Genomic DNA, 17,476 nt, shown 5'->3' on the forward strand with positions numbered 1-17,476 from the left:
CGCCGGAACACCCATAGATTGGACATTTCCGGGCTGGACGACAAACGACTCTTTGTGCAGGATTTGTGAGCAACACTCACAGGTGGACCATGCCGCGCAGATTGCCGCCCCTCACTGCCTTGCCCGCCTTCGAGGCCGCCGCCAGGCATCTGAGTTTCTCCAAGGCGGCGGCTGAACTCAACGTCACCCATGGCGCGGTCAGCCGCGCCATCCGCAACATCGAGGACAGGCTGGGCATCCAGCTTTTCGATCGGGGAACGCGGTCCGTGCGCTTGACCCCGGTGGGCGCGGCCTACGCATCGGAAGTCCGGACGGCGCTGGACCAGATCGCCGCCGCCACCATCGCCGCCACGCCCGACCGCACGGCAGGCATCCTGAATGTCAGCACATCGGACGGTTTTGCCGGCCGCTGGCTGGTGCCGAGGCTGCATCGCTTCCACCGCGCCAACACCGACATCGACGTGCGGCTGTCGACCTCGGGCGTGCTTTCCGATTTCGTCAGCGACGGCATCGACATCGCCATCCGCTACGGCAAGGGCGGCTATGCCGGGGTGACCGCGGAATTTCTAGCCGATGAAGAGGTCTTCCCCGTCTGCAGCCCGGAACTGCTGCAAGGCGAACATCCGTTGCGCCTGCCCACGGATCTCAGGCATCACAAACTGATCCATGACGCCTTTCGCATCGACTGGGCGACATGGCTGCAACACGCAGGCGTTGGCGATGTCGACCCCAAGCGTGGCGTGCGCTTCGATTCCGCCACCTTCGCCGTCGAAGCCGCGGTGCATGGCGAAGGCGTGCTGCTGGGCCGAAGCGCGCTGGTCTCGGCCGACCTCGCCGCGGGGCGGCTGGTGAGGCCCTTCGATCTCGCGTTGAAATCAGCGGCCAGCTACTATGTCGTCTATCCCGAAGGCGCGCTGCGCCAGAAGAAGATCCGGGCGTTCCGTGACTGGCTGTTTGCCGAAGTGGCGGCCGACTGGATTGGTGCGACCAAGGGCGATTGAGGCGGAGGTCTGCGCTTGCAAACCCAAGCGCTGCAGCGCCGCGCAGACCCACCCCGCTGCTTCGCATCGACTTGCCGGGGCGAGCCACGGGTCTCGCCCGTCCTTCGGACCCCCACAAGGGGGAGGGTGAGGAAGGCGCCCTGCCCGCCTGCCGAACAGCGCCTTTTTTGGAATGTGGAAAAGCTGGGCGCCCTACCTCCCCCTTGTGGGGAGGTCGGACCGAAGGTCCGGGTGGGGGTGCTGGCGCAAATCTTAAAGAATCTGGATTCACGTCCCCGTTTTGTCAGAGCCGTCGCTCGCCCCTGCACTACTCCTTGGCGCGGTAGGCCTCGGGTATGACGAACACTTCGTCGGCCCGGCCATAGCCACCGTCGGCGACCTCCTCGACCAGCACCATCGTGTAGGGGCGTACGCCCTCGCCGAAAAACTCGACGAACATGGCTGTCGTTCGATGGATGAGGTCTTCCTTCTGCGCCCTGGAGAGCGCCGCTTGCGGTAACTTGATATTGGCGAATGGCATGATCTTTTCCTTTCTGTGGAATTTCGGGTTCGGCGTGGAGCGGTCGGCGACGGCTCAGACGACGCCGCCATTGGCGCGGATGATTTGCCCGTTGACCCAGAAGCTGTCCGGACCGGCCAGGAACGAGACCAGGCCGGCAATGTCGTCGGGCTGGCCAAGCCGGCCAAGCGGGATCATCTTGCCGATGGCCTCGATCTGCGCCTCGCTCTTGCCGTCGGTGAACAGCGCGGTCTCGATCGGTCCGGGCGCCACCGCGTTGACAGTGATAAGGCGCGCGCCGAGCTCCTTGGCCAGGATGTGGGTCATCGCCTCGACACCCGCCTTGGTGGCGGCGTAGACGCCGTAGCCCGGCTGGTAGAGGCCGACGACACTGCTGGAAAAATTGACGATGCGGCCGCCGTCGCGAAGCCGGCGCGCGCCTTCCCGCATGCCGCGGAACACGCCGCCGAGATTGATCGCGATCTGGGTGTCGAACGAAGCGTCGTCGGTTTGCGCGATCGGCGAAATCTTCATGATGCCGGCATTGTTGACGAGGATGTCGATGCCGCCGAACGCCTTTTCGCCGGCGTCGAACAGCGATGCGATGCCGTTTGGATCGCCGATATCGGCCTGAACGGCGATCGCCTTGCCGCCGCCGGCATGGATGCTGCGCACAAGCTCTTCGGCCTCGGCGCGGCCCCGTGCATAGTTGACGACGACGGCGACGCCGTCGCGGGCGAGCCGCTGTGCGATGGCGGCGCCGATGCCTTTGGAGGCGCCGGTCACGATCGCGGTTCTGGTTTGGCCACCCGTTGTTTGATTGGATGTCATGGAAGTCTTTCCGTGTGTTGGTGACACGGATATAGCTCGGGCGGCTTTCCGGATAATCAGCCGCCTATTGACATCACTATTCGGAAACTGCGAACAAAAGCCATGGATCGACTGGACACGATGCGGCTCTTCGTTCGCGTTCTGGAGCGGCGCAGCTTCACCGCTGCCGCGGCCGATCTCGGCCTGCCGCGCTCAACCGCGACGGAAGCCATCCGGCGGCTGGAAGAGCATCTCGGCGCGCGGCTGCTGGAACGAACGACGCGGCAGGTGAACGCCACCCAGGATGGCGAAGCCTACTATCGGCGCTGCCTGTCGATCCTGGCCGAAATCGAGGATGCCGAAGCCGCCTTCCGCAATGCCGAGCCTTTCGGCCTGTTGCGCATCGACGCCAGCACGCTGCTCACCCGCACCTTCCTGTTGCCGCGCCTGCCGGAGTTCCTCGCCCGCTATGTCAGGATCGACCTGCAGATCGGCCAAAGCGACCGGCTGGTCGATCTCGTGCGTGAAGGCGTCGACTGTGTGATCCGCGTCGGCGAACCGCCCGACAGCGGTATGATCATGCGGCGGCTGGCTGTCATCCGCGAGATCACCTGCGCCAGCCCTGCCTATCTCGAGCGCCACGGCACGCCCGTCTCCCCCGATGCGCTCGACGGTCACCAGGCGGTGGGCTTTGTTTCGTCGCGCACCGGCGAGACCCTTCCGTTCGAATTCACCGTCGCCGGCAATATCCGTGAGGTGCGGCTGCCCGGCCGTGTCGCTGCCAACAATTCCGACACCGCCGCCGACCTGGCGCGGCTTGGCCTCGGCCTCATCCAGGCGCCGCGCTATCGCTTCGAAAAGGATCTGGCGGATGGGACGCTCGTCGAGGTGCTGGCCGACTATCCGCCATCACCGACTCCGCTGTCGGCGCTCTACCCGCAGAACCGTCAGCTCTCGCCACGCCTTCGCGTCTTCCTCGACTGGGCCTCGCGCATCTTCGCCGAGGCGGATCTCTAGGGCGCAAAACGCGCCGCTCCCGGTCAATTCGGTTTTGAAAATCCGGCCAGGGACGCATAGCCGCGTACCACGCTCTTGCGTTCTTCGCGCGAAGCGACAGCGTCGATGTCATCAAAGCCATGCGGCGCCCGGGCCTCGACCATGTCTATGACCGCTTCCGGGCCGCCTTGCCGGTTGGCCAGCACGATGGCGGATGTGGCCGGCCGCCGCTCCCCATCATAGCGCGTTAGCGCGGCTTCGACGGTAGGCTCCGCAGCCAGATGCATCGCGAGGCAACCGGCGTCGAGTATTGCCTGGCTGGCTCCGTTCGACCCGACCGGATACATGGGATGCGCCGCATCGCCGAGCAGCGTCACCCGCCCGAACGACCATCGCGGCAGCGGGTCGCGGTCGCAGTTCGGATATTCGTAGAAGCCATCCGTTGCCTGGATGATGGATGCCGGATCCACAAAGTCCAGTTGAAACCGGTCGCGCACGAAGGGCAGCACATCGTCGATCACCCCCGGGCGGCTCCAGTCGCCGGGACGCAGCGGTGATGTGCCGCTGTCACCGGTATTGGCCATCACCGCCCAGTTCGTCAGCCTGGTCTCTTCGCGATCCGGCTCGATCGGATAATAGACGAACTTGGCGAAATTGCCGCCGGCAACCGCCATGGTGCGCCCGTCGCGCCAGACCGGCCATGGCGTGGCGCCGCGCCACAGCATCGTGCCGTTCCAGATCGGCGGCCCTTCTTCGGGATAGAGCACGGCCCTGACGGCGGAATGGATCCCGTCGGCGCCTATGAGCAGGTCACCATGCGCCTCGCCTCGCGAGCCGTCATGCCGGCGGAAATGCGCCACGACCTCGCCCTCACTCTGCTCGAAGGCATCGACAAGGCTTGCCGTGCTGATGGCGTCGCCGCCAAGCCTGTTCACCGCGGCCCGGTGGATCAGCCCCAGCAGCCTGCCGCGATGGATGCTGATTTGCGGAACCTCATAGCCGGCATCGATGCCACGCAATTCCTGCCATATGACCTGGCCGAAGCGGTTGGTGTAGACAAGCTCGCGTGTCCTCACTCCCTCCGCGTCGAGCGCCGGCATCAAGCCAAGCCCAGCCAGCGCCTTGACCGCGTGCGGCAGCATGTTGATGCCGACGCCAAGTTCGCGGATGTCGTCGGCCCGCTCGAACAGTTCAACCTCGATGCCTGCCTGATGCAGGAACAGAGCGGTGGTGAGGCCGCCAATGCCGGCCCCGGCGATCAAAGCTTTCATCAGTCACTCCCTTGCTGTGAAAAATCGGTGCTCGGAGGACGGCCACACACCCGCTGTCGCTTCAGCACGGCATCGTCACCGCGATGCGCCCGACCCGGGATATTCGAGTTGCATGGCGACGAAGTCGGCCGTGCGTGCTCCGTGGCGGGCGGCGATGGCGCGCAGCGTTTCGTCCAGGACTTTTGCCGGCTGGCTGCCGCCAGCTGGCGCTAGCAAGCGCCCTGTGGGCCAGTTGGCGTAGCAATCCATGCTCCGGCAAGACAAGGCCGGCGGCACCGACACTGCTCCATACGCAAGTCGCCAGCTCATGGAGTCCGGTCTCCAGATGGCTTGACGACGAGGGTACCGGCGTTAGGTTTCGTCCGAAATGACATAAATCAGGCGAATACTGCCATGCGCAGGCAAGTTGCCGTCGTCGTTCACCCCGGTTTCCAGCTTCTGGATGCGGCCGGGCCGACAACCGTCTTCGAGATTGCGGAGCGCTGCCGCCCGCACACCTACGAGCTGACGCTGCTGGCGCCCGGCGGCGGCGACGTTGAAAGCTCTTCGGGTCTGAAGCTCCTCACCAGGCCTTTGCGCGACGGTCCTTTCGACACCGTCATCGTATCGGGCGGCGAAATCATCCGCTCCATGGAGGCGATGGACGAGATCGTCGCCTGGTTGAGGCGCGCCTCGGCGCGGCGCATCAGCAGCGTCTGCACCGGCGCGTACCTGCTGGCAAAGGCGGGATTGCTCGACGGCCGCCGCGCAACCACCCACTGGGCCAGCAGCGACGACTTCCACCGCCGCTATCCGAAGGTCAGCCTCGACGCCGAGCGTATTTTCATCAGGGATGGCGACATCTGGACGTCGGCCGGCATCTCGGCCGGAATAGACCTGGCGCTCGCACTCGTCGAAGATGACCTTGGCGCTGAGGTGGCGCGCCGCACCGCGCAGCAGATCGTCGTGCACCAGCGCCGGCCGGGTGGCCAGTCGCAATTCTCGGCCATCGTCGAGCTGGGCGGGCGAACCGGCCGCTTCGCCGCGCTGATCGAATGGGTGCGGGCAAACCTGGCCGAACCGCTGACCGTCGAATGCCTGGCCGATCACGCGGCCATGAGTCCCCGCAACTTCGCCCGCGCCTTCACGGCCGAGACCGGCGTCACGCCGGCGAAGGCCGTAGAGCGCATGCGCCTTGAGACGGCCCGCACGGCGATCGAGACCAGCCATCTCCCGCTTGAGCGCATCGCCGAAACCGCCGGTTTTGGCGATCCCGGACGCATGCGGCGCGCCTTCCTGCGTACCCTTGGCCAGCCGCCGCAGGCGTTTCGGGCGGCCGCCGAACACAGGGAGCTTCAGCGGGGCAGCCAAGCAGCGGCTCTGCCGGCTTAAACGCCGTTCCGGTCCAAAAGCGGACAAAGCGAATGAGCGCACTTGATCCGCAACCGAAGTGTCACGAAAATCGTCCCAAGCCGGTTGCCGCCATTCAGTGCGCCACTTTCGGCCTGTTGGACCGGATATTGCGGCGCCTGGCCCAATCGCCGCAGATGCGGAACCGGATAGCCATTATGAGGAGACTGTTTATAACGGTCGCTGAAATCGCGATGATCAAGGGGAGACGATGCGCTACATACGTCCGCTTTCAATAGAAGATGCCGTTGGCCAGTTGGCCGGGTCGGCTGGTACGGCCGCCATCCTTGCGGGAGGCAGCGACCTCCTGGTCAGAATGAAGGGCGGCTTTGCCGAACCAGAGCTGATCGTCGACATCAAGGCGATCGATGGCTTGAGCGAGATCCGGGAAACGGCTGAAGGCTTCAGCATCGGCGCCGCGGTTCCCTGCGCCGTCCTGGGGGAGAACACCGCCCTCAGGAAGGCATGGCCTGGTGTCGTCGAGGCTGCCAAGCTGATCGGCTCGAAGCAGGTGCAGGGACGCTGCACCATCGTTGGCAATCTCTGCAACGCCTCGCCGGCCGCCGACAGCGTGCCGGCGCTGGTTGCCGCCGGCGCCAAGGCAGTGGTCGTCGGGCCGGCGGGCCGGCGCACGATCCCCGTGCAGAGCGTGCCGACCGCGCCGGGCAAGACGTCGCTGGCCAAAGGCGAGATCATCGAGGCGATCCTGCTCGACAAGCGCGAGCCGCGCTCTGGCGATGCCTATCTGCGTTTCATTCCACGCACCGAGATGGACATCGCGGTGGTCAGCGCTGGCGTGAACCTGACGCTCGACGAACACGGTGTGATCAAATCGGCCCGCGTGGCGCTGGGCGCCGTGGCGGCGACGGTGCTTCTGGTCGAAGAGGCGGCGGAGGTGCTCATAGGCTCCAGGCTGGACGAAGCGACGCTGGAGCGGCTCGCCAAGGTCTGCGCGGGGGCTTGCCGTCCCATCGACGACAAGCGCGGCACCATCGAATTCAGACGAAAAGTTGCGGGTGTGCTGGCCCAGCGGGCCGCCACATCAGCCTATGCACGTGCAGGAGGCAAATGATGGCTGGTATAGCAGTTTCAACGACAATCAACGGCGACGCTGTCGAGTATCTTTGCCAGCCCGACGAGACGCTGCTGGACGTCCTGCGCGATCGGCTGGGGCTTACGGGCGCCAAGGAAGGCTGCGGGACCGGCGACTGCGGCGCCTGCTCGATCATCCTCGACGATCGGCTGGTGTGCTCGTGCCTGGTGCTCGGCGCCGAGGCTGAAGGCCGGCGCGTCGAGACCATCGAGGGCATGGCCCATGGCGATACGCTGCACCCGCTGCAGCAGAAGTTCCTCGAGCATGCGGCGCTGCAATGCGGCATCTGCACGCCTGGCTTCCTGATCGCGGCCAAGGACCTCCTGGCCAAGAACCCCGACCCGACCGAGGAGGAAATCCGCTTCGGCCTTGCCGGGAACCTCTGCCGCTGCACCGGCTACGACAAGATCGTGCGCGCCGTCCAGGACGCGGCCATCGTGATGAAGGGAGCCTGAGATGAATTTCGATCCACGTTTTTCCGGACGTAAATTCGCCTCCGTCGGCACGCGTCCGATCCGTCCAGACGGCATCGACAAGGTGACGGGCCGCGCGCGCTACGGCGCCGACTTCAACATGGCCGGCCAGCTGGTCGGGCGTGTTCTGAGAAGCCCGCACGCTCATGCCAGGATCGTCAAGATCGACACGTCCAAGGCGGAGAAGCTCGCCGGCGTCAAGGCGGTGATCACCGCCGCCGACCTGCCCGATCTCACCGATGGCGATGCCGCCATGTACGACGTCCTCGACAATTGCATGGCGCGCACGAAAGCGCTCTATGACGGCCACGCGGTGGCCGCGGTCGCCGCGATCGATGCCCGCACCGCCAGGCAGGCGCTGAAGCTCATCGAGATTGAATACGAGCTTTTGCCGCATGTCACCGATGTCGACGAGGCGGCGAAGCACACGGCGCCCTTGATCAATGATGCCATCTTCACCGAGGGCCTTGAGGAAAAGCCGGTAAAACCCTCCAACGTCACCAAGCGCAGCCAGTTTGGCCATGGCGATGTCCATCAGGGCTTTGGGCAGGCCGACTTCATCGTCGAGCGTTCCTTCAAGACCGAGCAGACGCATCAGGGCTATATCGAGCCGCATGCCTGCGTGGCGAATTTCAGCTCCGACGGCACCGCCGACCTGTGGGTGTGCACGCAGGGCCATTTCGTTTACCGCCAGCACTGCGCTCAGCTGCTTGGCATGGAAGCCTCGAAACTGCGCGTCACCTCCTCGGAGATCGGCGGCGGTTTCGGCGGCAAGACCCATGTCTGGGCCGAGCCGGTGGCGCTGGCGCTGTCGCGCAAGGCTGGACGGCCGGTCAAGCTGGTGATGACCCGCGACGAAGTGTTCCGTGCCTCGGGCCCGACCAGCGCCACCTCGATCGACGTCAAGATCGGCGCCCGCAAGGACGGCACGATCACCGCCGCCGAAGCGACGCTGCGCTACAGCTGCGGCCCGTATGCCGGCTCCTGGGCCGAGATCGGCGCCATGACCGCGTTCGCCTGCTACAAGCTCGATAACGTCAAGACGGTCGGCTACGAAGTGCTGGTCAACCGGCCGAAGACCGCGGCCTATCGCGCGCCCTCGGCGCCGATGGCGGCGTTCGCGGTGGAAAGTGCGGTCGACGAGCTGGCCAAGAAGATCGGCATGGACCCGGTCGACTTCCGCATCAGGAACGCCGCGCAGGAAGGCACACGGTCCTCCTACGGCCCGGTCTACGGACCGATCGGCATCGGCCCGACGCTGGAGGCCGTGAAGAGCCATCCGCACATGAAGGCGCCGCTGGGCAAGAACCAGGGGCGTGGCATGGCTTGCGGTTTCTGGTTCAATTTCGGCGGCCAGACCTGCACCGACCTCAACATCGGCATGGACGGCTCGGTCTCGCTGGCCGTCGGCACGGTCGATGTCGGTGGCTCGCGCGCCTCGCTGTCGCTGGTGGCGGCGGAGGAACTCGGCATCGACTATGCCCAGGTCAAGGCGATCGTCGCCGACACGTCCAGCCTCGGCTACAACGACATGACGGACGGCAGCCGCGGCACCTTCTCCTCGTCCATGGCCACGATCTCGGCCGCCCGCAACGCGATTCTGATCCTGCGCGAGCGCGCCGCGCAGATGTGGGACATCGCCGTCGACGACGTGGTCTGGGAAAAGGGCCACGCGATCGCCAAGGGCGAGAAGCATGGCAATCTCGGCAAGCTGTCGCTGAAGGAGATCGCGGTCGAGTCGGGCAAGACCGGCGGACCGATCGCCGGCCACAGCGAGCTCGTCGCCGATGGCGCCGGCGTCTCCTTCGCCACCCATATCTGCGATATCGAGGTCGATCCCGAGACCGGCGCCACCAGGGTCATCCGCTACACGGTGGTGCAGGATGCCGGCAAGGCGGTGCACCCGACCTATGTCGAGGGACAGTACCAGGGTGGTGCCGCGCAAGGCATCGGCTGGGCGCTCAACGAGGAGTATATCTACGGCAAGGACGGCCGGCTGCAGAACGCCGGCTTCCTCGACTACCGCATCCCGGTCTGCTCGGACCTGCCGATGATCGACACGCAGATCCTGGAGATTCCCAACCCCAATCATCCCTACGGGGTGCGCGGTGTCGGCGAGACGTCGATCGTGCCGCCGCTGGCGGCGATCGCCAATGCGGTGTCGAACGCAGCGGGCGTGCGCATGACGCACATCCCGATGTCGCCGCCGCGCATCCTGGCGGCGATCGAGGCGGAACGGGAATGGTCGAAGTAACGCTCTGGGGCTCGCTCGCCGCGACCGCCGGAGGCAACAGCAAGGTCGAGATCGAGGCCAAGGACATAAGGGAGCTGTTCAGGAAGCTGGCTGAACAGTATCCCGGCCTCGAGCCCTGGATCGACAAAGGCATCGCGGTGGCCATCGACGGGACGATCTATCGGGATACCTGGTCGAAGAAGCTGCCGGAGGGGGCGGAGATTTTTCTGCTGCCGCGGCTGGCGGGGGGGTAGGCGGACGGCTGGCGGGGCACTGTCACCGTAATTCTATTAAGGCGCTGTTGATCCGATCGGGCGGAGGTCTGCCTTGCGCTGTATATTGGCCGTTGGTCGGACTAAGGTACATTCTAGAGGCGGACGGTCGAGCGATTAAGCGAGGCGGCACGTTTGCGCCAGAAGCGGACATGAAAGTATAGACCTCACGTAACCTCACATCTTCGAAGGTCGTTGCATAGGGCTTTGGTTTCTGGTGGTTTTCTTGACCGTCCGTTCGGCCGTGAAGCCCGTCGTCCCCCAAAAATTCTCGATGCCACCCGGCACGCCCTTGTAGAATTCGTCAACGTTGAATGGCCTCAGGTCTATTGCCTCGAACAGCTCGGGAGCCTTGGTCAGCTCGGCGTCAATCTCGTTGGCGCGGTCAACTTCCTTTGCCTTGACGTAGGGAATGGCCGTCTCAAGTAGGTTCTCAAGGATATCGAAAACCATGCTGTCGCTGTTGACGCGGTGGTGTATTGCCGTAATAGCGTCTCCGTCATCTTGTTCCAGATAGAGTACCCGTTCCTCATGCCATCCCTCACCTGGGCCGAAGTGGGCAAGCACCTTGTCCCGCAGATTGACGATGAGCTTATGGGCCTCTCGCTGTTCGGGTGAGTATGCGCCTATAACCCCAACGTCATATCGTTCGATGGCCTTGGTATGGCTCGCGCGGCAATATACAACGACTGCATGGGTTAGGAGCGCACGGGCGATATGCGACTTGTCACCGAGATCCTCGCGCATAGTCTGAAGCTCTTCGACCGACTTCTTCACCTCGGCAAGGTCGGTGCTGACCGAAATAGCTGATTGGAATTTTCGGACGGCCTTGATAAACGGCTCGCCCTTCGGGTTCGCGGCAAGGAAGAGGGCAGCTGATGTCAGATCGAATGCGCGCTGCATGGTTAAGTCCGCACGAGTTGGTCCAAGCCGGAAATCAGGGCGCGGATGAAGCCCAGCGTATCTTGCAGCTCCGTCAGGTCGACCGTGCGCGTGAGATCGCCATGCACGATGTCATTTCGCAGATTAAGCTGCTCGTCCAACTGTTCGCGCGCCCTGTCCGCAACACGCCCTTTGGCCTTGTCAGCGAAATAGGACTTGAGCTGAGCATTCTGCCCTAGTTTTTCTGAGAACGGCTCGGGTAGCATGAGGGCGGAGAACAGCTTCTCCAGCCGCTCCGCTGTGCAATTGCCCATGAGCTTCGTATAAATCTCGGGGTTGAGCTTGTATCCCTTTTGTCCTGACAGACCTTTTCCCAGATTTGTGATGAGATCATCGAAATTGTAGGCGACGCCCATTACCGCCCCAGCTTTGAGATGGATCAAGACGCGTGCTGCGTGGGTGATGTGGTCATTGCGAAAGCCCTGTTCCAGATTGGTATAGAGTTCGACCGTCTCGAACCGCTCTTCCACAATCGCTTTGGTCAAGGAGCGGATATAGTTCTCAAACACACCGTTCACTTGGACCATGAGCGGCTTGTAAAGGGCGCTCGGATCAACCGCCTTGTGCTTCAGTGCCTGTTGCACTGTCGCCTTGGCGGCACCATCTTGCCCGAGCGCTCCCATAAGGCGACCGGCCATCCCAACAACTATATTCGTATACGACTGGCGGATTTCAATCGTGGCAGAAATTTCATCAAGGTAGGAATCCGCAAGTGATTTTGCGGCGCCCAGCTTAGGCATTGATGATCTCTTGGAGCAATTCTTGAACCGCGGCGATACGCCCAGCGATGGCGGCCGCCGTGTTGCCACGACCTACCATCAGGTCGTAGGTGTCGGCATCCGGTGCCGTCATATCAAGTATCCGATCCCTGATGATTTGGCGATTGATGAGCAAATCATTCCGACGAGCGCGAAGGTCAAATGTTGCCACCATCTCGGCGTCATAAAGCGGGCGCGAAATCTTGCCTGGCTTGTTGTCAGCCGGGGGAAGCCGGAAGGTGTGAGGCCCAAAGACCTCCGTGCATAGGCCAATCGCGTCCATGAAGTCCTGCCTTAAAGCCTGAAGCGTGACCTCATCCGGGCGGCGAAGGCGCTTCATCGTGCCGTCCAGCATCGACCGCACCGAGCCGGACAATTTGTCTGCCTCCCTGAAAGCAAAGAAGCGCAGCACGATTTCCACGTCGGTCATACGCTTGAAGAGGGTATTCGCGGCGAGAGCGGCGCTTGGGGTACCGTCGGCCCGGGTGTTATCCTCGTGGTTCGGGATTTCCCAAGCATCAGTGAATACCCGGGTCCGGGACAGCTCGATAAGGAGGGCATTGAAGTCGCCGGAGTAAAGCGAATTGCGGAGTTCCTGCTGGTTAAGTCTCTCGCCACCGGTATTCAGCCGCTCGAACACTTGAGCTCGAAGGTCCAAGCTGTCCTCGGTAGCCGAGACATTGTCGGACATGAGCGTGATGGCTGAAATCTTCGCTCGATCCAGCCCTCGGCGAACCAACGGCGGCAAGGCGCCGTAGTTGCGACCATTCAACGCCGGCCAAATGTTGAGACCTTCGAGCGCGTAGCCGCCGTTCAAAAAATCAGCAATTGCATTGAGGCGCTGCTGGCCGTCCATCACTTCGAATCGTCCTAGCTCTTTCTCATAGAGAAAAACCGGTGGGACCGGGACGTTCATAATGAAGCTCTCGATAAGGCGAGATTTCTTCTTGTTGTCCCACCGCAGGCGGCGTTGGTATTCGGGCTGCAGATTGCTCCATAGATTGCCCGTCCCACTGATGAATGTCATCACGTGAGAGAGGAAGATGTCGTTCTTCTCCTGAACGACCCGAAGCCGTCCGGTCTCGAAGTGCTTCTCAATCTGCTTATCGGAGGTTCCCGCTGGAACAACGCTTTTGCCGACGGCAAGCGGTTCGGGCTCTTCAGTTATTCCGTCATACTCGGCCATAACAAACTCCCGAAAACCAGCAATATCAAGGCTCTGATGAATAACGAGCGTTCGGACGAAGGGCAAGATCAATCCGCGCTTGGCGCGCGTTTGACGGACAGAGTTCTAGTCATGATAGGCCTTGATCAGGCCGATATGGAGCAGGCTGGTGATGCCAGCGAGCATGCTGGAGACGTAGAGCGCTGCTATGATTTGCCAGTATTGCACGCCGGACAAGCGCGTGAGCCGTGCATAGTAGGACCATATTGGATTCGATACCGAGACCCAAGGTCCAAGGCAGGCTGCTGATCGGTGCGAGCATGCGGTCGCGTCCGTGGCGGCCCCTCGCGATACGTGATCTCTGCACCGGTCAAGGCAGGTCTTGCGATGCGGTTGCACGCACTCGAGTCGGCTGGTGCTTATATAAGTTTATGTTCACTTATAAGTTGACATTGCAAGTTAAAGTGAGCATATATATGTGCGCAATGACCTCGACGGAGACTAGCCATGACTGCAAGCTTTCCTTCAACTCTTAAGCCCGCAGCGGGAGAAACAAAAGCTAACAGGCAGGCTAATCGGCGCGAGTTGCGCAACCGAATGCGTGAACTTGGAAAGACAGTCATAGAGGCCAACGGCTATATGGTTGGCGCGGCTCTAGGTCTCGACCGCGGCAGAGCCTACCATGCCAAGCGCGATGGCAAGGCGGTGAAGATCGGGTTCCGCGCTAGCGCTGATCGTTGGATCGCCGCTACATCGTCAGCACTGGCTGCAGGCGGGGAATTGACCGAGGTCGACGAAATTTTCGTTGTCGCCTTCAAAGACCCGAAAGTGCGCGACGCTATCGAAGTCTATCGGTTCAAGGCTTCCGTGATCGCGGACGCTGCAAAGAAGGTGTTCGCCGCCTCGGGGAAAACAGGGCAGCAATGGATTCCGTTGGACGATGCAAAGGACGAGGGCGTTCACAGCATGGCAGGAGGAAGTCTCGGAAAACACGGTGAAGTTATTTCCACGGTAGACGTCGTTTGGAAAGATGGCGGCGCTGGTGGCGCTGACGCGACTGCGCCTTTCAAATTGACACTTGACCAAGCCAAGGCCGGATTGGCCGCGCAATTTGGCGTGAGCAAGGATGCCATTCGCATTACGATCGAGGGCTGACGAGTGGCTACTTGTCTGCGAATTGGGCTCGGCTTTGGCCGGGCCTTCAAGCAGCCAGTCCCCCCCTACCTTTCCTCCAGCACGATCAGCCCGAACAAGCCACCTTGCCCCCGGGCACTTGCAGGGTGCGTCAGCACCGGAGACTCCCCGCCGAGTTGACGCTCGCCCCGAGGCGCCTCAGCCCATGAACGCTCCAAATATATCCCTTGGAGGTCAGCATCGCCTGGCCCTTGAACGAGATCGAGAAATCGCCAAGCTGGTACCGGCCTTGGTCATTCTTGACCAGAAGGTCGCCATCAACCTTGTTGAAGCAACTCTCGATGCCTTTGACGATCCTGTCGACGTAGCGCAGGTTGCTCTTGACCGAGAGACTATCGTTCTTGGCCAGCTGCTGCGCGATACGTTAGAGCTTCGGGTCGTCGCCGATACTTTGCAGCCGCGCTTCAACGGCCTCGGGGCTGGTGCGCGCCAACGGCGGCTTTCCATCACTCGCCTCGCAGCCCCGGCGCCTTCTGCCGAAAGGCGCCGCAAGCCTATGGATACTTCGTCGGCGGCACCCCGGGGTTCAAATCGCCCTGCAGTTCCTTCGGCAGCGGCAGGCTTGAGCATTGCAGGTGCACCTCGCGGGCGAACAGCTTTCGTTGCTTCTGCTCATTCTCCTTGATGGCTGCGACGAGCCCCATCGAGTATGGACCAAGCAAGACGCCGAAACCCCATCCCGGATGCTCCTTCTCGCGAGCCTGGTAATCGGAAGCCGCCCTGCGTGCCTGCTGGCATGCCGGCGAAGCCCATTTCTGGTCCTGCTGCGAAAGCGACGCCTCATAGTCGACCGGGGAGGTCGCGCACCCAGCCACTGCCGCGGTCAATGCGAGGCAGATTGCGATTCTCATCCGAAGCCTCTCCTAAGCTTTGTGAGGAGTCTGCATAGACCTGTTCTTCCCACAAGGCGATAGCTGCGGCCAGGCGCCTTCCCCACCCTCCGCAACCCCTCGCCCTCTCCCCGGGCCTTCCCGCAGCCGGATTCGAACCCATACCTGAAACCAAGTCACGGGGCCTGGAACCAAATCACGGGCGAGACTGTTCAGTTGTAACTTTGATCCCACCCAGACATCCCGGCCGGCAAAGCGGCGCCATTGAGGAGTTCTCACCATGAAGATTTCATCCGGATTTCGTTCCATCGCGGTTGCCGCCATCGCCACCGCGAGCATCGGCTTTGCCAGCGCCGCGCATGCCGACAGCGGCACGATCCGCTTCGCCGTCTACAAGGCGGCGTTTTTCGTCGGCGGCTCCGGCGGCAAGGGCACCTTCACCTTCCGTGGCAAGAGCTACCCGATCTCGATCGGCGCCGTGTCCGGAGGCCTGGCTTTCGGCGTGTCCAAGACATATTTTCGCGGCACGGTTCGCCATATCCGCCGCGCCCGCGACGTGACCGGGGTCTACGGAGCAGCCGGCGGCGGCGGCACGATCGGCAAGGGAGCCCAGGTGATCGTCATGACCAATGACAAGGGCGCCCAACTCGAACTCACGGGCAAGCAAGTCGGCCTGCAGGTCAACGCCGACCTCAGCGGCATGGCCATCTCGTTCGAGTAAGGCCGTCATTCCAGCCGGACCATATTCATAGGGCGGTGCCGGCTTCGAGCCGACGCCGCCCTTATCATTTACCTAGCTCCGTAGCCCCGGCGCTTCCTGCCCCGTCCGCTCGACATATTCCGTATAGCCGCCGCCATAGGTGTGGATGCCCTCGGGCGTCAGTTCCAGCACGCGGTTGGAAAGTGCTGCCAGGAAATGCCGGTCGTGCGAGACGAACAGCATTGTGCCCTCGTACTGCGACAGTGCGGTGATCAGCATCTCCTTGGTGGCGATGTCGAGATGGTTGGTCGGCTCGTCCAGCACCAGAAGGTTGGGCGGGTCGAACAGCATCAGCGCCATCACCAGCCGCGCCTTCTCCCCGCCTGACAGCACGCGGCACTTCTTCTCGATCTCGTCGCCGGAAAAGCCGAAGCAGCCGGCAAGTGCCCTGAGCGGCGCCTGGCCGGCCTGGGGGAACGCGTCCTCCAGTGTCTGAAACACGGTGCGCTCGCCTTCCAGCACTTCCATGGCGTGCTGGGCGAAATAACCCATCTTGACGCTTGGGCCCCGCGCGACCGTGCCGGTGTCGGGCTCGGAAGCGCCGGCGACCAGCTTCAACAGCGTCGACTTGCCGGCGCCGTTGACGCCCATGATGCACCAGCGCTCGCGGCGGCGCACCTGGAAGTCGAGCCCTTCATAGATGGAGCGGCTGCCATAGCCCTTGTGGACGTTCTTCAGCGTCACGACATCCTCGCCGCAGCGCGGCGCCGGCAGGAAATCGAAGGACACGGTCTGGCGGCGCTTCGGCGGCTCGACGCGGTCGATCTTGTCCAGCTTCTTCACCCGGCTCTGCACCTGGGCGGCGTGTGAGGCGCGCGCCTTGAAGCGCTCGATGAAGGCGATCTCCTTGGCCAGCATCGCCTGCTGGCGCTCGAACTGTGCCTGCTGCTGCTTGTCGGCGATCGCCCGTTGCTGCTGGTAGAATTCGTAGTTTCCGGAATAAGCGGTCAGCGAACCGGCGTCGATCTCGACCACCTTGTTGACGATGCGGTTCATGAACTCGCGGTCGTGCGAGGTCATCAGCAGCGCGCCGTCATAGTTTTTCAGGAAGGACTCCAGCCAGATCAGGCTCTCCAGGTCGAGATGGTTCGATGGCTCATCGAGCAACATGGCGTCGGGCCGCATCAGCAGGATGCGGGCCAGCGCCACGCGCATCTTCCAGCCGCCGGACAGCTTTCCGACATCGCCGTCCATCATCTCCTGCGAAAAGCCGAGACCGTCCAGCACTTCGCGGGCGCGGCCATCCAGCGCATAACCGTCGAGTTCCTCGAAGCGGTGCTGCGCCTCGCCATATTTTTCAATGATCGCGTCCATCCGGTCGGCCTGCTCGGGATCGGCCATGGCCGCCTCGAGCGCTGCCATTTCGGCCGCGACTTCGCTGACAGGCCCGGCGCCGTTCATCACTTCGGCGACAGCGCTGTGGCCTTCCATGTCGCCGACATCCTGGCTGAAATAGCCGATGGTGATGCCGCGATCGACCTGCACCTGGCCTTCGTCGGGCTGCTCCTGGCCGGTGATCATGCGAAACAGCGTCGTCTTGCCGGCGCCGTTCGGCCCGACGAGGCCGACCTTCTCGCCCTTCTGCAGCGACGCCGACGCCTCGATGAAGACAAGCTGACGGCCGTTCTGCTTGCTGATGCTTTCAAGTCTGATCATGCGGTGTCCGGGGAATATGCTTGCGTGAAAGGATTTGCCCGGCGCCTTACGCGAAGGATGGCCGCAAAGGAAGAGGCGCAAGCGCCGCAGCGGCGGAACGCTCTCCTTCCCCCCTTGTGGGGGAAGGTGGATCG

General features: G+C 62.9%; 17 protein-coding genes and 1 pseudogene. 9 read left to right on the forward strand and 9 right to left on the reverse strand.

The features are described from left to right. The first annotated feature begins 89 nt into the window (after window positions 1-89). The gene (locus tag MESCI2_RS0102765) at window positions 90-1,001 is read left to right on the forward strand and encodes a transcriptional regulator GcvA (protein ID WP_027035215.1); all 912 of its coding nucleotides are present in this window, start codon (window positions 90-92) and stop codon (window positions 999-1,001) included. A gap of 307 nt (window positions 1,002-1,308) precedes the next feature. Here the strand turns inward: MESCI2_RS0102765 and MESCI2_RS0102770 are convergent, their stop codons facing one another. Together MESCI2_RS0102770 and MESCI2_RS0102775 are read right to left on the reverse strand one after the other, a co-directional pair. Further along, a complete protein-coding gene (locus MESCI2_RS0102770) occupies window positions 1,309-1,521 on the reverse strand; it encodes a tautomerase family protein (protein WP_027035216.1) in 213 nt (70 codons plus the stop codon). A 54-nt stretch (window positions 1,522-1,575) separates the two neighbouring features. Then, window positions 1,576-2,331, reverse strand: a complete 756-nt coding sequence (locus MESCI2_RS0102775; RefSeq protein WP_027035217.1) for an SDR family oxidoreductase — start codon at window positions 2,329-2,331, stop codon at window positions 1,576-1,578. A 102-nt stretch (window positions 2,332-2,433) separates the two neighbouring features. Here MESCI2_RS0102775 and MESCI2_RS0102780 point away from each other — a divergent pair, with 102 nt between their 5' ends. After that, complete coding sequence (locus MESCI2_RS0102780) at window positions 2,434-3,327, forward strand: LysR family transcriptional regulator (protein ID WP_027035218.1); 894 nt, start codon at window positions 2,434-2,436, stop codon at window positions 3,325-3,327. A 23-nt stretch (window positions 3,328-3,350) separates the two neighbouring features. Here MESCI2_RS0102780 and MESCI2_RS0102785 read toward each other — a convergent pair whose 3' ends face one another. Continuing rightward, complete coding sequence (locus MESCI2_RS0102785; RefSeq protein WP_027035219.1) at window positions 3,351-4,577, reverse strand: flavin-dependent oxidoreductase; 1,227 nt, start codon at window positions 4,575-4,577, stop codon at window positions 3,351-3,353. 393 nt (window positions 4,578-4,970) lie between these two features. On the opposite strand from MESCI2_RS0102785, the gene MESCI2_RS0102795 reads away from it, so the two are divergent. The 5 genes from MESCI2_RS0102795 to MESCI2_RS0102815 all read left to right on the forward strand — a co-directional run bounded on the left by MESCI2_RS0102795 (window position 4,971) and on the right by MESCI2_RS0102815 (window position 10,019). Beyond that, window positions 4,971-5,948, forward strand: a complete 978-nt coding sequence (locus MESCI2_RS0102795; RefSeq protein WP_027035220.1) for a GlxA family transcriptional regulator — start codon at window positions 4,971-4,973, stop codon at window positions 5,946-5,948. Window positions 5,949-6,177: 229 nt separating this feature from the next. After that, a complete protein-coding gene (locus tag MESCI2_RS0102800; RefSeq protein ID WP_027035221.1) occupies window positions 6,178-7,038 on the forward strand; it encodes an FAD binding domain-containing protein in 861 nt (286 codons plus the stop codon). Then, window positions 7,038-7,514: a (2Fe-2S)-binding protein gene (locus MESCI2_RS0102805; RefSeq protein ID WP_013530647.1), complete on the forward strand. Its 477-nt coding sequence runs from the start codon at window positions 7,038-7,040 to the stop codon at window positions 7,512-7,514. The genes MESCI2_RS0102800 and MESCI2_RS0102805 overlap by 1 nt, the downstream gene beginning before the upstream one ends. Window position 7,515: 1 nt before the next feature. After that, window positions 7,516-9,786: a xanthine dehydrogenase family protein molybdopterin-binding subunit gene (locus MESCI2_RS0102810; protein ID WP_027035222.1), complete on the forward strand. Its 2,271-nt coding sequence runs from the start codon at window positions 7,516-7,518 to the stop codon at window positions 9,784-9,786. Continuing rightward, window positions 9,774-10,019, forward strand: coding sequence for a MoaD/ThiS family protein (locus MESCI2_RS0102815; RefSeq protein ID WP_027035223.1), 246 nt, complete (start codon window positions 9,774-9,776; stop codon window positions 10,017-10,019). The genes MESCI2_RS0102810 and MESCI2_RS0102815 overlap by 13 nt, the downstream gene beginning before the upstream one ends. Before the next feature lie 195 nt (window positions 10,020-10,214). Here the strand turns inward: MESCI2_RS0102815 and MESCI2_RS0102820 are convergent, their stop codons facing one another. The 4 genes and pseudogenes from MESCI2_RS0102820 to MESCI2_RS1000000137805 all read right to left on the reverse strand — a co-directional run. Then, window positions 10,215-10,940, reverse strand: a complete 726-nt coding sequence (locus MESCI2_RS0102820) for a hypothetical protein (RefSeq protein WP_027035224.1) — start codon at window positions 10,938-10,940, stop codon at window positions 10,215-10,217. Window positions 10,941-10,942: 2 nt separating this feature from the next. Then, on the reverse strand, window positions 10,943-11,719 hold the full coding sequence (locus MESCI2_RS0102825; protein WP_027035225.1) for a HEPN domain-containing protein: 777 nt from the start codon (window positions 11,717-11,719) through the stop codon (window positions 10,943-10,945). Further along, entirely contained in the window at window positions 11,712-12,923 is a 1,212-nt protein-coding gene (locus tag MESCI2_RS01000000134145) for a DUF262 domain-containing protein (RefSeq protein ID WP_050596439.1), read from the reverse strand. Before MESCI2_RS01000000134145 ends, MESCI2_RS0102825 begins: the two co-directional genes overlap by 8 nt. Window positions 12,924-13,040: 117 nt before the next feature. Continuing rightward, window positions 13,041-13,151: pseudogene (locus MESCI2_RS1000000137805) on the reverse strand (ABC transporter permease); the annotation flags it as partial. A gap of 258 nt (window positions 13,152-13,409) precedes the next feature. Between MESCI2_RS1000000137805 and MESCI2_RS0102840 the strand changes: the two are divergent. Next, window positions 13,410-14,057, forward strand: coding sequence for a hypothetical protein (locus tag MESCI2_RS0102840; protein WP_155936563.1), 648 nt, complete (start codon window positions 13,410-13,412; stop codon window positions 14,055-14,057). Window positions 14,058-14,590: 533 nt separating this feature from the next. Here MESCI2_RS0102840 and MESCI2_RS0102845 read toward each other — a convergent pair. Then, entirely contained in the window at window positions 14,591-14,947 is a 357-nt protein-coding gene (locus MESCI2_RS0102845) for a hypothetical protein (RefSeq protein WP_027035227.1), read from the reverse strand. A 259-nt stretch (window positions 14,948-15,206) separates the two neighbouring features. Between MESCI2_RS0102845 and MESCI2_RS0102850 the strand changes: the two genes are divergently transcribed. Next, the gene (locus MESCI2_RS0102850; protein WP_027035228.1) at window positions 15,207-15,647 is read left to right on the forward strand and encodes a hypothetical protein; all 441 of its coding nucleotides are present in this window, start codon (window positions 15,207-15,209) and stop codon (window positions 15,645-15,647) included. Between the two features lie 72 nt (window positions 15,648-15,719). On the opposite strand, the gene abc-f is transcribed toward MESCI2_RS0102850, so the two are convergent. Continuing rightward, on the reverse strand, window positions 15,720-17,342 hold the full coding sequence (gene abc-f / locus MESCI2_RS0102855; RefSeq protein ID WP_027035229.1) for a ribosomal protection-like ABC-F family protein: 1,623 nt from the start codon (window positions 17,340-17,342) through the stop codon (window positions 15,720-15,722). Between the last annotated feature and the right edge of the window lie 134 nt (window positions 17,343-17,476).

It is taken from the genome of Mesorhizobium ciceri WSM4083, from assembly GCF_000519305.1.
Taxonomy (GTDB): Bacteria; Pseudomonadota; Alphaproteobacteria; order Rhizobiales; family Rhizobiaceae; genus Mesorhizobium; species Mesorhizobium ciceri_B.

Excerpts from the sequence above, each read along its gene's own strand:
- MESCI2_RS0102840 (WP_155936563.1), top strand. The coding sequence starts at position 13,410 with ATGACTGCAAGCTTTCCTTCAACTCTTAAGCCCGCAGCGGGAGAAACA.
- MESCI2_RS0102815 (WP_027035223.1), top strand. The coding sequence starts at position 9,774 with ATGGTCGAAGTAACGCTCTGGGGCTCGCTCGCCGCGACCGCCGGAGGC.
- MESCI2_RS0102820 (WP_027035224.1), bottom strand. The coding sequence starts at position 10,940 with ATGCAGCGCGCATTCGATCTGACATCAGCTGCCCTCTTCCTTGCCGCG.
- MESCI2_RS0102805 (WP_013530647.1), top strand. The coding sequence starts at position 7,038 with ATGGCTGGTATAGCAGTTTCAACGACAATCAACGGCGACGCTGTCGAG.
- abc-f (WP_027035229.1), bottom strand. The coding sequence starts at position 17,342 with ATGATCAGACTTGAAAGCATCAGCAAGCAGAACGGCCGTCAGCTTGTC.
- MESCI2_RS0102845 (WP_027035227.1), bottom strand. The coding sequence starts at position 14,947 with ATGAGAATCGCAATCTGCCTCGCATTGACCGCGGCAGTGGCTGGGTGC.
- MESCI2_RS0102765 (WP_027035215.1), top strand. The coding sequence starts at position 90 with ATGCCGCGCAGATTGCCGCCCCTCACTGCCTTGCCCGCCTTCGAGGCC.
- MESCI2_RS0102825 (WP_027035225.1), bottom strand. The coding sequence starts at position 11,719 with ATGCCTAAGCTGGGCGCCGCAAAATCACTTGCGGATTCCTACCTTGAT.
- MESCI2_RS0102780 (WP_027035218.1), top strand. The coding sequence starts at position 2,434 with ATGGATCGACTGGACACGATGCGGCTCTTCGTTCGCGTTCTGGAGCGG.
- MESCI2_RS0102775 (WP_027035217.1), bottom strand. The coding sequence starts at position 2,331 with ATGACATCCAATCAAACAACGGGTGGCCAAACCAGAACCGCGATCGTG.
- MESCI2_RS01000000134145 (WP_050596439.1), bottom strand. The coding sequence starts at position 12,923 with ATGGCCGAGTATGACGGAATAACTGAAGAGCCCGAACCGCTTGCCGTC.
- MESCI2_RS0102850 (WP_027035228.1), top strand. The coding sequence starts at position 15,207 with ATGAAGATTTCATCCGGATTTCGTTCCATCGCGGTTGCCGCCATCGCC.
- MESCI2_RS0102810 (WP_027035222.1), top strand. The coding sequence starts at position 7,516 with ATGAATTTCGATCCACGTTTTTCCGGACGTAAATTCGCCTCCGTCGGC.
- MESCI2_RS0102785 (WP_027035219.1), bottom strand. The coding sequence starts at position 4,577 with ATGAAAGCTTTGATCGCCGGGGCCGGCATTGGCGGCCTCACCACCGCT.
- MESCI2_RS0102770 (WP_027035216.1), bottom strand. The coding sequence starts at position 1,521 with ATGCCATTCGCCAATATCAAGTTACCGCAAGCGGCGCTCTCCAGGGCG.
- MESCI2_RS0102800 (WP_027035221.1), top strand. The coding sequence starts at position 6,178 with ATGCGCTACATACGTCCGCTTTCAATAGAAGATGCCGTTGGCCAGTTG.
- MESCI2_RS0102795 (WP_027035220.1), top strand. The coding sequence starts at position 4,971 with ATGCGCAGGCAAGTTGCCGTCGTCGTTCACCCCGGTTTCCAGCTTCTG.